Raw genomic sequence first — 13328 nt, 5'->3', positions numbered from 1 at the left:
GCTCAGACCTCCAGTTGGGCCGCGGCGAGGACGGCACCCGACGCGACGAGTTCTTCGGCGGCGGCGATCTCCGGCGCCAGATGACGGTCGGGGCCGGGGCCCTCGACCTTGGTACGGACGAGATCCCGGACCCGGCCGGTGACCGGCGACGGGACCAGGGGCGCGCGCATGTCGAGTGCGCGCGCGGCGGTGAGCAGTTCGATGGCGAGGACGGTGTTGAGGCCTTCGACGGCCTTGCGCAGCTTGCGCGCGGCGGACCAGCCCATGGAGACGTGGTCCTCCTGCATGGCGCTGCTCGGGATCGAATCGACGGACGCCGGCACCGCGAGCCGCTTGAGCTCGCTGACGATGGCCGCCTGCGTGTACTGGGCGATCATGTGGCCGGAATCGACGCCGGGGTCGAACGCGAGGAACGGCGGCAGGCCGTGCGAGCGGGCCTTGTCGAGCATGCGGTCGGTGCGGCGCTCCGCGATGCTCGCGACGTCCGCGAGCGGAATGGCGAGGAAGTCGAGCACGTACGCGACCGGGGCACCGTGGAAGTTGCCGTTCGACTCGACGCGGCCGTCGGACAACACGACCGGGTTGTCGACCGCGGACTGGAGTTCACGCTCCGCGACGAGTTCGGCATGCGTGAGACTGTCGCGCGCGCCGCCGTGCACCTGCGGCGCGCATCGGAGGGAGTAAGCGTCCTGGACACGGTTGCAGTCGGGACCGCGGTGGCTCTCGACGATCTTCGAGCCCTGGAGCGCCGTCCACATGCGGAGCGCGCTTTTTGCTTGCCCGGGGTGCGGGCGCAGCGCCTGGAGATCGGCCGCGAAGGCGCGGTCGGTGCCGAGGAGCGCTTCGACGCTCATCGCCGCGGTGATGTCGGCGGTGTCGAGAAGCTTGCGCAGGTCGGCAGCGGCGAGCAGGAGCATGCCGAGCATTCCGTCGGTCCCGTTCGTGAGGGCGAGGCCCTCCTTCTCCGCGAGAACGACCGGCTCGATGCCAGCGTGCTTCAGCGCTACGCCGGCCTCGACGACTTCGCCGTTGTACTCGACTTCGCCCTCTCCCATCAGCGCGAGCGCGACAGCGGCGAGAGGCGCGAGGTCGCCGGAGCAGCCGAGGGAGCCGTACTCGTGAACGAGCGGGGTGATCCCGGCGTTGAGCAGGGCCGCAAGCGCTTGCGCGGTCTGCGGCCGGATGCCGGTGTACCCGCTGGCGAGCGTGCGGAGGCGCAGCAGCATCAGCGCGCGCACGACTTCGGTCTCTACGACCGGGCCCGCACCGGCCGCGTGCGACCGGATCAGCGACCGCTGCAGGGCGGTACGGCTCTCGAGCGGGATGTGCCTGGTCGCGAGCGCCCCGAAGCCCGTCGAAACGCCGTACGTCGGCGTCTCGGCGTGCGCGAGGTTGTCGATGTGCTGCCGCGTCGCGGCGAGGTTCTTCTCGGCCGCTTCGCTGACCGCGACGGGCGAGTGGTCACGGGCGACCGCGACGACCTGTTCGGGCCGAAGCGGTTCGGAGCCCAGAAGTACGGTTTCCGGCATAGCCCCATTGGACAACGCCATGCCCGCTGGTGGGCGGCCCCAACCGGTGGTTGTGTCTGGTATCCAAGACACACACGGTGGGAGCAAGGGACCTTTGCTACCGCGGCGGCGGAGGGTGTGTGGAAATAGAGACGTTGAGTGTCCCTGCTTCCACACACCCCTTGCTCCGCGTAACGGCGCTGACCGACTGTGTGGATTTTGGGACGTCAGATGTCCCAAAACCCACACGGTCACCGCGCCCGCCTGCCAAAAGAGAGCAAGGGACCTTTGCTACCGCTTCTCTCAACGTTGAGACAAGTGGTAGCAAAGGTCCCTTGCTCCCCCCGCCGAAGCGAAACAGGAGGTCGGCATGGGTGAGAGCAGCGAGGTCCCCGCCCTGCGCCGCGGCCTCGGCATCCTTCGCGCCCTCGCGGCGCGCCCGGGCCCGGTGTCGGCGGCCGCGATCGCGCGCGAACTCGGCCTCCCGCGTTCGACGACGTATCACCTGCTCGCCGAACTGGAGGCCGCCGGTTTCGTGACGCACCTGCCCGCCGAGCGCCGGTACGGCCTCGGCATCGCCGCGTTCGAGCTTGGCTCGGCCTACCTGCGGCACGATCCGCTGGAGCGGCTCGCGCTCCCGCTGCTGCGCAAACTCGCCGACCGCGTCGGCCACACCGCGCATCTGGGCGTACTTCACGGCAACGAGTCGCTCTACCTGGTCAAAGAGCGCCCCACCCGCCCGGAAACCCTGGTGACCGAGGTCGGCGTCCGGCTGCCGGGCCAGCTCACGGCCTCGGGCAGGGCGATACTGCGGCATCTGCCATCGCCGCACGTCCGCGCGCTCTTCCCGAACGCGTCGGCGTTCGTCCTGCGCACCGGCCGCGGCCCGCGCACCCTCGCCGAACTGCGCCGGACGCTGAACGCGGAGGGCAGGCTCGGCTGGGCGGTCGAAGACGGGCACGTCACCGAAGGATTCGCCTCGGTGGCCTGCCCGGTCTTCGACCACGGCGGCCGGCCGATGGCCGCGATCAGCGTGACGCTCCGCCACCTCTGCCCGGGAGCAGAGGGGTGCGACGAGACTTGGCCGGACCTCGCCGAGGAGGTCCGCCTGACCGCGGCCGAACTGACCACCCGGATCGGGGGTCAGATGCGCTGAGCGTGCTTCTTCTGGACTCCCTCGAGTCCGAGCATCGCCAGCAGTTCAGCACAGTCGAGGGCATCCGAAGCGTGCCCTGCGACGGTTCGTGCGGCCCTGCCGTTCTGCAGCGTGAGGCGGACTTCTTCCTCCGCTCGCACACCGGCCATCCGGCTCTGGTCTTCAGCGGGGTCGGGACGACTGGAATGCCTAGCCCAGGTCATCTGCCACCTTCTTCCGGCCCTCCGGCGACACGGGGTCGTTTCGAAAGAGGGCCATGGTCGGACACTCAGCATGACATCCCACCTCGCGGCAGTTCCCGGCGCGGGTGAATTGAGACAAAAAAGATCCAGATTTCGCTACTCTGCGTGATTCCCAAAAGACTCGAGCCGGGCATTGAACGGCGCTCCCGTGTCCGGCACCAGATGCCCCTCCCCGCACGAGCACTCCGGCCGATGGTCCCCGGTGAACTCGGCACCGACCTCGAAATCCTGTACACCGTCCGGTGATTTCCCCGTGTCCGGGACGGTCCGGCGCGGTTGACGTCCACCGCTCGGCCAACGGCCGCCGAGCAGCACCCCGTGCACGAGCACGACACGCGGACCGGATCCCATCGATGCACATGAAGGCGCATCAACCCGTGCCACCCCGGCCGACACAAAGAAGCGGCCCCACCCCCTCAGGGGGCAGGGCCGCATCGTCGACCAGTGGAGGTGCCGGGAATTGAACCCGGGTCCTCTGGCGCATCACCAGGGCTTCTCCGTGCGCAGTCCGCTATGTCTCTACTTGGCCCCTTCAGTCACGCGAACAAGCTGAAGTGACGAGCCCAGCCACTGTTTGTTTCCCAACCACACCCCGTAGCCGGGTGTAGCGGTAAGCCTCCTAGCTGATGCCGGTGACCGGGTCGGAGGCGACCCCGGACCGACAGAGTTGCTCTACTGCTTAGGCAGCAAGAGCGAACTCGCGCTGGCTCTTAGGCTCGGCGCTTATTGGTTTGCGATGACGCTTACGGTGGTCTCTCGCCTGCACCGGCACGCTTCTCCTGATTCAACGACCAAAGTCGAAACCGTTCACCCCCTTGGTGGGATACAACCTGTACATCATAACTCGATCGGCAACCGGGTTATTCCCGCAGGTGGGGCTAGCCCCACCCGGGAGATGCCCGTGGGCACCATGTCAGCGAGCGCGCGCGAGCGCGATGCTGGTCTCCTCGCACCAGAGAGGAGCACGACCATGAGCTCGCTAGCGGCCGAGCGGGAGCTGAGCAGGGCCGATCCGTCGTTCGGCGGCTCGCTGGTCTACCTGCTGATGAACCTGCCGATGGGCATCGTGGCGTTCGCGCTCCTGATGTCGTTCTTCTGGCTGGGCGTCGGCACGGTGATCGTCTGGATCGGGCTGCCGATCCTCGCGCTGGTGATCCTGTCGGTCCGCGGCGCGGCCCGGATGGAACGCGCCAGGGTGTACGCGCTGCTCGACCGCTACATCGACCTGCCGTACCTCCCGCTTCCCGCTGCCGGCCAGTCCGTGCGCTGGAAGGCCCGGCTGAAGGACGGCTCGACCTGGCGCGATCTCGCCTACTTCTTCCTGCTCTTCCCGCTCGGCATCATCGAGTTCGTCCTGGTCACGGCGTTCTGGTCGACCAGCCTCGGCCTCGCGGGCCTGCCGATCTACTACCGCTTCCTGCCTGGCGGCGAGTACCGCTTCCCGGACTGGGAAAACGCGTGGTTCACCGTCGATTCGACGGTCTCGGCGCTGCCTTGGGCGGCGCTCGGGGTGCTCTGCATCGCTCTGTCGGTAGCGTTGACGAAGGCGCTGGCCGGGATGCACGCCCGGCTGGCGACGGCGCTGCTCGGGCCGACCCACGCCCAGCGCCGCCGTCTGGAGGATTCATGGGGCGAGGTTCACGGATGACGATCGACCAGCAGGTACGGCAGGTGGGGATCCCGCGACCGCGGCCCTTGAGATCGATCCTCTACATGATCGTCAGCTTCGTCTTCCGGCTCCTCCAGTTCGTGCTCATCGTCGTCGGCCTGGCGGTCGGTATCGCGACGGCGGTGGTGTGGATCGGCTTCCCGATCCTCATGGCCACGACCAGCTTCATCCGCTGGTCCGCCGACCGTGAGCGGGGCTGGGCGCGCACGATGCTCGAAACTCCCCTTGAGCCGGTCGAACGCCTGCCGGTCGAAGGGCTTTCGCTGGTCAAGCGCTGGCTGACCCGGTTGACCGACGCGACCACGTGGCGCGACCTCGCCTACCTGATGGCGGCGTTCCCGTTGGCGTGTCTGGAGCTTCCGATCGCGATCGCGTCGATCGTCCTGCTGCCGATGGCCATCTGGGTCACCCCGTGGCTCGGGTGGCTGCATGGAAACCTGGCGTTCTCGCTGCTCGGCCCGAACCGCACGCAGCGGCTGGAGCAGAAGGCCGAGCGGTTGCAGGCGTCGCGGGCTCGCGGGGTCGACGCCGCCGAGGCCGAACGCCGCCGCATCGAGCGCGACCTGCACGACGGCGCCCAGCAGCGCCTGGTCGCCGTCGCGATGAGCCTCGGCCGCGCGAAGTCGAAGTTCGACCAGGATCCGGACGCTGTGCGCGAGCTGATCGACGAAGCGCACCTCGACGCCAAACTCGCGGTGTCGGAACTGCGCGATCTCGCCCGCGGCATCTACCCGGCCGTGCTCGGCGACCGCGGTCTCGACGCCGCGTTGTCCGCGCAGGCCGCGAAATCGCCGATCCACGTCGACGTCGAGGTGGACGTCGAACCCCGGCCCCCCGCGGCGGTCGAGACCACGGCCTACTTCATCGTCGGCGAGACGCTGACGAACATCGCGAAGCACTCGGGAGCGACCGAGGCGGGCGTCAAGGTGTGGCGCACTGAAGCGATGGTCATCGTCGAGATCACCGACAACGGGCACGGCGGCGCCGAAGTCCGGCCAGGTGGCGGCCTCGCCGGGCTCGCCGACCGGGCGGCCACGATCGACGGCGTGATCACCGTCGTCAGCCCGCCCGGTGGCCCGACGGTGATTCGCGCGGACCTGCCGTGCCAATGGTGACCCGCTCGTGAGTGAATAGGCTCTGCCATTCACTCACGACGCTGGGGGCAGCATGCGGGTTGTCATCGCCGAAGACGCGGTTCTGTTGCGCGCGGGGGTGATCCGCCTCCTCGCCGACGAGAACATCGAGACCGTCGCGGCCGTGGACAACGGTGACGACCTGCTGGGCGCGGTCAAGGAGCACCGGCCGGACCTCGCGATCGTCGACGTGCGGATGCCGCCCACCTTCACCGACGAGGGCCTGCGCGCCGCGCTGGGCGCCCGTGAGGTCATCCCTGGCCTGCCGGTTCTCGTGCTCTCCCAGTACGTCGAGGAGAGCTACGCCGTCGAGCTCCTGTCCGGCGGCGCGGGCGGAGTCGGTTATCTGCTCAAGGAACGCGTCGCCGACGTCGGGGATTTCCTCGACGCGGTCAAACGTGTCGCCGGCGGTGGCACGGCCATCGACCCGGACGTCATCGCACAGCTGATGGCCCGCGGCCGCAAGAACCCGCTCGACGCGCTCACCGCCCGCGAGTCCGAGGTGCTGGGGCTGATGGCGCAGGGCCTGTCCAACACCGCGATCGCGAACTCGCTCGTCGTCTCGCACGGCGCGGTCGAGAAGCACATCGGCAACATTTTCTCGAAGCTCGGCCTCGAAGCGAGTTCGGTGGAACACCGCCGGGTCCGCGCGGTACTCACTTACTTAGGACGCTGAAGTAGCTCTTGGTGGCGAAGCCGTCACTCACCTAACATGGGCAGACTGTTGGTGAGCGACGGCCGAACCGAGGGAGGACCCATGACCGACAGGCCCTCCCACAGCGCCCGCTTCTTCGGCGGCCCCCTCGACGGACGCGTCCAGGAACTCGGTGACACCGAGCCGGTCGCGGGTACCGTCCTCAAACACGTCCATCTGCACGACGGGCCGAAGATCGAGACCCGCTACGAACTCGGCCTCGCCGAGGACGACTGCTGGGAATTCCGGCTCTGTTCCGCTCCCGTCCCGGAGCCCGCGCCGCGGCCGGAACCTGAGCCGGACGGCGTGGGGTAGGGAAAACTCCACCTTCCGAGGGCGAAAACAGGAAGATCGATACGGCGGTCCGCACCGCTGTTTTCGCGGCCTCCAAGCACCAGGCTCTTTTCCATGCACACAAGCGGGAAGCAGGGCCGGGACAGGTTCCTGGACATCGTCCGAGCGGTCGCGATCCTCGCGGTCGTCGTCCAGCACTGGGGAATGCCGGTGCTCTCGTACGCCGACGGCCATCTCTCGACCGGGAACGCCCTCGCGACCCCCGGCTGGTGGGTCATCACCTGGCTCAGCCAGGTCATGCCGCTCGTCTTCTTCGCCGGCGGCGCGGCGAACCTGATCTCGTTGGGGCGCGCGGAAAGTTCCCGTTCCTGGCTCGCGGCCCGCCTCAAGCGGCTGATGATCCCGGTGCTGCCGCTGGTGGCCGTCTGGCTGTTCGTCCCGGACATCCTGCGCGGGATGGGCATTCCGGAGCAGCCGCTGCAGGTCGGCGGAGCGATCGCCGCGCAGCTGCTGTGGTTCCTGGCCGTGTACGTGCTCACCGTGCTGCTCACCCCGCTGATGGCCGCCGCGCACCGGCGCTGGGGCCTCAAGGTCCCGCTCGTGATGCTCGCCGCCGCCGTCCTCGTCGACGTCGCCCGCTTCAACGACCTCGGCCTGATCGGTTTCGCGAACGCGATCTTCGTCTGGATGGCCGTGCACCAGCTCGGTTTCCACTACACGCAAGGCCGTCTCGGCTCGCTGAGCCGCAACGCCGCGCTGGGCATGTCGGCTGCTGGATTCGGCATCACCGCGCTGATGGTCGCCTTCGGCCCGTACCCCGCGAGCATGATCGGCATGCCGGGCGCCCCGGTGTCGAACATGAGCCCGCCGACCGTGCTGCTGGCGTTCCTCGCGATCGGCCAGATCGGGCTCCTGCTGGCCTTCAAACCGCGGCTGAACGCCCTGGCCGCACGGCCGAACCTCGACGCCGCGCTGAAGTGGATCGGCCCGCGGTTCATGAGCGTCTACCTGTGGCACATGCCGGCGCTGATCGTCGTCTCTGGGGTCGCGGTCTACGGGCTGGGTTACGAAACCCCCGAACCGGGTTCCGTGCTGTGGCTGACGATGCTCCCCGCGTGGCTCGGCGCCTGCGGGCTGGTGCTTCTCGGCCTACTGCGGATGTTCGCCCGTTTCGAAACGCAGGGTTCCGGCCCCGCGTCGACCGCCCACACGCCTCAGCTGGTAGTGGCCGGGCTGGCGATCGCGGGCGGTCTGCTCGGGCTGGCCGCGCACGGTTTCGCCCCGCTGAGCGACGGTCTCGCCCAGGGCCCGGCGCCGTGGGTGGCGCTGGCGACGGGTGGATTCCTCCTGGCGGGCAAGCAGATCCAGGTTTCGGAGCTGGGAACGCGGTTGCTCGGCCGCGCCGTCTCGGTCACCGAGGTGGCGCAGCTCAAACGCTGAGCAGTTTCGCGGGGGTGTCGTGCAGCACCGCCCGCAGGAACGGCTCTCCCAGGCGATCGTCGGCGGCCCAGCCGGCGATCGCCCGCAGCTGTGTGGCGTACGAGTACGGGATGTTGGGGAAGTCGGTGCCGAGTACGACGCGGTCGGGGAATTCGGCCAGCAGATCGGTCCAGTCCGGCGGGAGCGGGTTGCCGCGTGAGGTGAACTCGACCCCGACCATCGTGGTGTCGAGGTACACGCGCGGATACTTCCTGGCCAGCTCGAACGCGAAGTCGATCTCCGGCATGCCGGCGTGCGCGAGCACCAGCGTCAGGCTGGGATGCCGGACCAGGACCTCCTCGAACAGCCGTAGCCCGGTGTAGGCGCCCTTCAACGGACCGTGTCCACAGTGGACGACCACCGGGACACCGGCGTCCGCCAGCGCGCCCCAGACGCCGTCCAGCAGGTCGTCACGCGGGTCGTAGGCGCCGACCTGGACGTGTGCCTTGAAGCAGCGGGCGCCCGCGCGCAGCGCACCGTCCACAACGGACAGCGCGCCGGGCTCCGGGTAGAACGTGCCGGTCGGCACCGCCTCCGGAACGCGTTCCGCGAACTCCAGCGCCCACGAGGTCAGCCATTCGGCCATGCCCGGCTTGTGCGGATAGACCAGCGGCGCGAACTTGCGCACACCGAACGAGCGCAGGGTTTCGATCCGCTCTTCTTCCGGCGTGCGGTAGTGCACGGGCCAGGCCATGCCGTAGTGCTCTTCGGCCTGGTCGAAGTAGGCCCACACCTTGTCCATGACCTGCTTCGGCAGGAAGTGCAGGTGCAGGTCCACGAGCCCGTCGATGCCGAGCGCCGAGATCCAGCCGGGGATCTCGGCGTCGGACGCGGGCCCGTGGATCAATCGTTGTACCGGCCCTTGAGCGCCCGGCCCATGGCCCGGCTGATGGTGCGCTCCGCGTCGCGTTTGGCGATGTCCTGCCGCTTGTCGTAGGACTTCTTGCCCTTCGCCAGCGCGATCTCGACCTTGACCTTGCCGTCCTTGAAGTACATCGACAGCGGGACCAGTGAGAGGCCGCTCTCCTTGGTCTTGCCGATGAGCTTCTCGATCTCCTGGCGGTGCAGCAGCAGTTTCCGGGTGCGCCGCGGCGTGTGGTTCGTCCACGTGCCCTGCACGTACTCCGGGATGTGCACGTTCCGCAGCCAGACCTCGCCGTCGTCCACCGTGGCGAACGCGTCGGCCAGCGATGCCCGTCCTTCACGCAGGCTCTTCACCTCGGTACCGACGAGCACGAGACCGGCTTCGTAGGTATCGAGGATGGAGTAATCGTGGCGAGCCTTGCGGTTCGACACGATCACCTTGTGTCCACGTTCCTTGGGCATAGCGGCGACTCTACGTGAGTTTCTGTGTCCGGGCAGGTGGTTATCGGGGCGGCTAGTGGCGCACGTACAGGCGCAGCGTCACGTAGCCGGTGATCGCCGAGATGACGATCGAGACGGCGAGCAGGATCGGCGCCACCGGGAACAGCAATTCGAGCATGCCGACCGCGGGGAACACGTCCCCGGTGAGCACCAAGTCGAGCAGCAGCACCTTGGTGAGCACGAGGAACACGATGCCGATGACCGCACCGACCAGGCCGGCGACCACCGCCTCCAGGAGGAACGGCAGCTGCGTGTACCACCGGGTCGCGCCGACCAGGCGCATGATGCCGACCTCGGTGCGCCGGGTGAACGCCGACACCTGGATCGTGTTGGCGATCAGCAGCAGCGCGGCGATGGCCATGATCAGCGCGGCACCGAAGGCCAGGTTCCGCACCCCGTTGAGCGCGTTGAACACGCGGTCCAGTGCCTTCTGCTGGTCGTCGACCTTGGAGACGCCCGGTTTGCCGGTGTACTCCTGGATGATCGCCTGGCTGCGCTCGGGGTTCTTCAGCTTGACGTGGAGCGACGCGGGCAGCGCCTCGGGCCCGGTCAGCGCGAGCAGTTCCGGCTGGCTCTCGAACATCTTCTTGAACCGCTCGTAGGACTGCTCGCGGTTCTCGAAGACGACCGACTCGACACCCTCGTTGCCCTGCAGCTGCTGGCGCAACGTCTGGCAGGCGGACTGCGAGCAGTTCGGGTCACCCGCGCTGATGTCGTTGACCAGATAGACCGAAACCTCGACGTCGGCGAGGAAGTTGGCCTTCATCTTGTCGATCGTGCCGACGGCCAGCAGGCCGAAGCCGAGCATGGCGAGGGAGACCGCGGTGGTGAGGATCATCGCGATGGTCATCGTGACGTTCCGGCGCAAGCCGGTGACTACCTCGCTGAAGACGAAACTGGCGCGCATCGGGGTTGATGTCCCTTGGAAGTCGTGGGTTACGGAGGAGGGCGGGGCCGGTCAGCGGCCGATGCCGTAGACGCCTCGGGCGTCGTCACGGATGACCTTGCCGAGCTGGAGCTCGACGACCCTTCGCCGCATCGAGTCCACGATCGAATGGTCGTGGGTGGCCATCAGCACCGTCGTGCCGGTGCGGTTGATCCGCTCCAGCAGCAACATGATGTCCTGGCTGGTGTCGGGGTCCAGGTTCCCGGTCGGCTCGTCGGCGAGCAGCACGAGCGGGCGGTTCACGAAGGCACGGGCGATCGCGACGCGCTGCTGCTCACCACCGGAGAGTTCGTTGGGGAGACGGTCGGCCTTGCCGTCGAGGCCGACGAGTTCGAGCACCTCGGGCACGACCTTGCGGATCGTGGGGCGCGGCTTGCCGATGACTTCGAGCGCGAAGGCGACGTTCTCGGCGACGGTCTTGTTCGACAGCAGACGGAAGTCCTGGAAGACGCAGCCGATGGTCTGCCGCAGCCGCGGCACCCGGCGACGGGCGAGCTTGGCGACGTCGAAGTTGGAGACCATGACGCGACCCTTGCTCGGCACCTCTTCGCGCAGCAGGAGACGCAGGAAGGTCGACTTCCCGGATCCCGAGGGACCGATCAGGAAGACGAACTCGCCTTTGTCGATCTCGACCGACACCCTTTCGAGGGCGGGACGGGTCGAGGTCTTGTAGACCTTGGAAACCTCTTCGAGCCGGATCACGGTTCGGCATACTACCCATGCCCGTCGTTAAGCCCGGGTAGCCCGGTCCCGGCGGCCAAGCGAGCAAGGGACCTTTGCTCTCACTCTCTTTCGGAAAGTGGTAGCAAAGGTCCCTTGCTCTCTCACGCAGGGTTGTTACGCGGCTCCGGACTGCTTGCGCCAGCGGATGCCGGCCTCCAGGAAACCGTCGATCTCGCCGTCGAGCACGGACGACGGATTGCCGACCTCGAACTCGGTCCGCAGGTCCTTGACCATCTGGTACGGGTGCAGCACGTAGGAACGCATCTGGTTGCCCCAGCTGGAGCCGCCGTCCTTGAGCGCGTCCATCTCGGCGCGCTCCTCCTCCTTCTTCCGCTGCAGCAGCCGCGCCTGGAGAACCTTCATCGCGGCCGCCTTGTTCTGCAGCTGCGACTTTTCGTTCTGGCACGAAACGACCACGCCGGTCGGGATATGCGTGATCCGCACCGCCGAGTCCGTCGTGTTCACGCTCTGCCCACCGGGGCCGGACGAGCGGTACACGTCGACGCGGATGTCCTTCTCGGGGATGTCGACGTGGTCGACCTCCTCGACCTCGGGCATCACCTCGACGTGCGCGAAGGAGGTCTGGCGGCGGCTCTGGTTGTCGAACGGCGAGATGCGCACCAGCCGGTGCGTGCCCTGCTCGACCGAGAGCGTGCCGTAGACGTAGGGCGCCGTCACCTTGAAGGTGGCGGACTTGATGCCCGCTTCCTCGGCGTAGGAGATGTCGTAGACGTCCGTGGGGTAGTTGTGGCGCTCGGCCCACCGCAGGTACATCCGGAGCAGCATCTCGGCCCAGTCGGCCGCATCGACACCGCCCGCCTCGGACCGGATGGTGACCACGGCGTTGCGCGGGTCGTATTCACCCGACAGCAGGGTGCGGACCTCGAGCCCGTCGATGTCCTTCGTGAGCGCCGTGAGCTCGGTCTCGGCCTCGGCCACACTGGCGGAGTCGCCCTCGGCCTCGGCCAGTTCCGCGAGGATGCCCAGGTCGTCGAGCCGCTGTCGCAGCTCGGAAATGCGTCGCAGCTCACTCTGCCGGTGGGACAACTGGCTGGTGACCTTCTGCGCCGCTTCGGGGTCGTCCCAGAGGTTCGGGCTGGATGCCTGTTCCTCCAGCTCGGCCACCTGGGCACGCAGCGCATCCAGGTCCATCACCGACTCGATCTGCGTCAGCTTGCCGGTCAGGTCCTTCAGTGCCGCATCGAACTCATCACTCACGTCGGCCAAGGTTACGGCAAAACCCACGACCGGTTGCGGGGAACCGGCCGTGGGCACCTGTCCGGGTCAGGACTGGGGGATGGAATCCAGCAGTTTCAGTGCGGCTTTCGCCTGCGCCTGCGCGAACTCGGCGACGGCCTTGGCGTACGGGCCGTCGGCGGCCTTGGTGGCGGCCTTGGCCTCGTCGAGCTGCTGGGTGTAGCTCGCGCGGGCCGACTCGAGCAGGGCCGAGCGCTGCTTGACCGTCAGCGAACCGGCGTGCACGAGACGCAGGATCAGCGGGCTGCGGAGGTGGTCAGGACCGGCTTCGGAGGTCAGCCACGTCTTGAACGCCTTCTTGCCCGCCGCGGTGATGAGGTACTGCTGGCTCGACCGCGGGCCCTGCTTGCCGAGGCGGACGAGGCCCTCCTTCGACAAGGCGGGGAGCTCCCGGTACACCTGGCTGCGGGTCACGCTGAAGAAGGCGCCGAAACGCTCACCCGCCCCCGCGACCAGTTGCCCGCCCGTGGCGGGACCGTCGTGGAGAAGACCGAGCAGTGCGGCGGCTGTTGCATTCAATTCGGACACGTCCTCTACGGTCCCACTTTTCGGAACCTGTGTCCACTGTGGTCAACACATCTGTCCATTGTGGCTAGTGATATGCGCTCATTCGGCCCAACGCACTACGCCTGTCCACAATGGACCGGACACGCTACGCAACCGGCGACGGCCACGGACAGCGGTACCCGTCCCCCGCCCCGACCAACGACAGGGAGTGAGCACCGCGCGAACCACGGAATCCCGGAAACGAAGAAGCGGGGGGGGGGGGGTTTGGCCGCACCCCGCGGGGGGTTTTTTGGGTTGGGGGGGGGGGGTGTTTACGGGCCCCCCCGGGGGGTTTTGCCCCCCCCGGGCCCCCCCG

General features: G+C 68.0%; 14 protein-coding genes and 1 other RNA gene. 6 read left to right on the top strand and 9 right to left on the bottom strand.

The features are described 5' to 3' along the window. Positions 1 to 2 precede the first annotated feature (2 nt). Positions 3 to 1529: a histidine ammonia-lyase gene (hutH, locus tag ACFVM3_RS12865; RefSeq protein WP_378438233.1), complete on the bottom strand. Its 1527-nt coding sequence runs from the start codon at positions 1527 to 1529 to the stop codon at positions 3 to 5. Positions 1530 to 1878: 349 nt separating this feature from the next. On the opposite strand from hutH, the gene ACFVM3_RS12860 reads away from it, so the two are divergent. Beyond that, a complete protein-coding gene (locus tag ACFVM3_RS12860; protein ID WP_378438231.1) occupies positions 1879 to 2664 on the top strand; it encodes an IclR family transcriptional regulator in 786 nt (261 codons plus the stop codon). Here ACFVM3_RS12860 and ACFVM3_RS12855 read toward each other — a convergent pair. Together ACFVM3_RS12855 and ssrA are read right to left on the bottom strand one after the other, a co-directional pair. Next, positions 2652 to 2867: a hypothetical protein gene (locus ACFVM3_RS12855; protein WP_125680489.1), complete on the bottom strand. Its 216-nt coding sequence runs from the start codon at positions 2865 to 2867 to the stop codon at positions 2652 to 2654. The two genes, ACFVM3_RS12860 and ACFVM3_RS12855, sit on opposite strands and share 13 nt — an antisense overlap. Positions 2868 to 3348: 481 nt before the next feature. After that, positions 3349 to 3721: a transfer-messenger RNA gene (ssrA, locus tag ACFVM3_RS12850) on the bottom strand. Between the two features lie 155 nt (positions 3722 to 3876). Between ssrA and ACFVM3_RS12845 the strand changes: the two genes are divergently transcribed. The 5 genes from ACFVM3_RS12845 to ACFVM3_RS12825 all read left to right on the top strand — a co-directional run bounded on the left by ACFVM3_RS12845 (position 3877) and on the right by ACFVM3_RS12825 (position 8136). Next, positions 3877 to 4554: a sensor domain-containing protein gene (locus ACFVM3_RS12845; protein WP_378438230.1), complete on the top strand. Its 678-nt coding sequence runs from the start codon at positions 3877 to 3879 to the stop codon at positions 4552 to 4554. Further along, the gene (locus tag ACFVM3_RS12840; protein WP_378438228.1) at positions 4551 to 5690 is read left to right on the top strand and encodes a sensor histidine kinase; all 1140 of its coding nucleotides are present in this window, start codon (positions 4551 to 4553) and stop codon (positions 5688 to 5690) included. The genes ACFVM3_RS12845 and ACFVM3_RS12840 overlap by 4 nt, the downstream gene beginning before the upstream one ends. Before the next feature lie 52 nt (positions 5691 to 5742). Continuing rightward, positions 5743 to 6384, top strand: coding sequence for a response regulator transcription factor (locus ACFVM3_RS12835; RefSeq protein ID WP_125789213.1), 642 nt, complete (start codon positions 5743 to 5745; stop codon positions 6382 to 6384). Between the two features lie 81 nt (positions 6385 to 6465). Further along, complete coding sequence (locus ACFVM3_RS12830) at positions 6466 to 6717, top strand: hypothetical protein (protein WP_378438226.1); 252 nt, start codon at positions 6466 to 6468, stop codon at positions 6715 to 6717. Positions 6718 to 6810: 93 nt separating this feature from the next. Continuing rightward, positions 6811 to 8136, top strand: a complete 1326-nt coding sequence (locus ACFVM3_RS12825) for an acyltransferase (protein WP_378438224.1) — start codon at positions 6811 to 6813, stop codon at positions 8134 to 8136. On the opposite strand, the gene ACFVM3_RS12820 is transcribed toward ACFVM3_RS12825, so the two are convergent. The 6 genes from ACFVM3_RS12820 to ACFVM3_RS12795 form a co-directional block, all read right to left on the bottom strand. Continuing rightward, the gene (locus ACFVM3_RS12820) at positions 8126 to 9022 is read right to left on the bottom strand and encodes an amidohydrolase family protein (RefSeq protein ID WP_378438222.1); all 897 of its coding nucleotides are present in this window, start codon (positions 9020 to 9022) and stop codon (positions 8126 to 8128) included. The two genes, ACFVM3_RS12825 and ACFVM3_RS12820, sit on opposite strands and share 11 nt — an antisense overlap. Further along, a complete protein-coding gene (gene smpB / locus ACFVM3_RS12815) occupies positions 9019 to 9501 on the bottom strand; it encodes an SsrA-binding protein SmpB (protein ID WP_038518755.1) in 483 nt (160 codons plus the stop codon). Before smpB ends, ACFVM3_RS12820 begins: the two co-directional genes overlap by 4 nt. Positions 9502 to 9553: 52 nt before the next feature. Next, complete coding sequence (gene ftsX / locus ACFVM3_RS12810) at positions 9554 to 10447, bottom strand: permease-like cell division protein FtsX (RefSeq protein WP_378438221.1); 894 nt, start codon at positions 10445 to 10447, stop codon at positions 9554 to 9556. 51 nt (positions 10448 to 10498) lie between these two features. Continuing rightward, complete coding sequence (ftsE, locus tag ACFVM3_RS12805; RefSeq protein ID WP_005168409.1) at positions 10499 to 11188, bottom strand: cell division ATP-binding protein FtsE; 690 nt, start codon at positions 11186 to 11188, stop codon at positions 10499 to 10501. Between the two features lie 135 nt (positions 11189 to 11323). Beyond that, entirely contained in the window at positions 11324 to 12427 is a 1104-nt protein-coding gene (gene prfB / locus ACFVM3_RS12800; RefSeq protein WP_034322242.1) for a peptide chain release factor 2, read from the bottom strand. Positions 12428 to 12493: 66 nt separating this feature from the next. Continuing rightward, positions 12494 to 12994, bottom strand: a complete 501-nt coding sequence (locus ACFVM3_RS12795; protein ID WP_034322153.1) for a PadR family transcriptional regulator — start codon at positions 12992 to 12994, stop codon at positions 12494 to 12496. Positions 12995 to 13328: the final 334 nt, after the last annotated feature.

Origin of the sequence: Amycolatopsis sp. NPDC057786 (genome assembly GCF_042797905.1) — a bacterium.
In the GTDB taxonomy this organism is placed as follows: domain Bacteria; phylum Actinomycetota; class Actinomycetes; order Mycobacteriales; family Pseudonocardiaceae; genus Amycolatopsis.
Note: the sequence above shows the minus strand (reverse complement) of the source record. Positions and strands in the feature narration are given on the sequence as shown.

Excerpts from the sequence above, each read along its gene's own strand:
- ACFVM3_RS12825 (WP_378438224.1), top strand. The coding sequence starts at position 6,811 with ATGCACACAAGCGGGAAGCAGGGCCGGGACAGGTTCCTGGACATCGTC.
- ACFVM3_RS12830 (WP_378438226.1), top strand. The coding sequence starts at position 6,466 with ATGACCGACAGGCCCTCCCACAGCGCCCGCTTCTTCGGCGGCCCCCTC.
- ACFVM3_RS12835 (WP_125789213.1), top strand. The coding sequence starts at position 5,743 with ATGCGGGTTGTCATCGCCGAAGACGCGGTTCTGTTGCGCGCGGGGGTG.
- ACFVM3_RS12855 (WP_125680489.1), bottom strand. The coding sequence starts at position 2,867 with ATGACCTGGGCTAGGCATTCCAGTCGTCCCGACCCCGCTGAAGACCAG.
- ACFVM3_RS12840 (WP_378438228.1), top strand. The coding sequence starts at position 4,551 with ATGACGATCGACCAGCAGGTACGGCAGGTGGGGATCCCGCGACCGCGG.
- hutH (WP_378438233.1), bottom strand. The coding sequence starts at position 1,529 with ATGCCGGAAACCGTACTTCTGGGCTCCGAACCGCTTCGGCCCGAACAG.
- ftsX (WP_378438221.1), bottom strand. The coding sequence starts at position 10,447 with ATGCGCGCCAGTTTCGTCTTCAGCGAGGTAGTCACCGGCTTGCGCCGG.
- ACFVM3_RS12845 (WP_378438230.1), top strand. The coding sequence starts at position 3,877 with ATGAGCTCGCTAGCGGCCGAGCGGGAGCTGAGCAGGGCCGATCCGTCG.
- ACFVM3_RS12860 (WP_378438231.1), top strand. The coding sequence starts at position 1,879 with ATGGGTGAGAGCAGCGAGGTCCCCGCCCTGCGCCGCGGCCTCGGCATC.
- smpB (WP_038518755.1), bottom strand. The coding sequence starts at position 9,501 with ATGCCCAAGGAACGTGGACACAAGGTGATCGTGTCGAACCGCAAGGCT.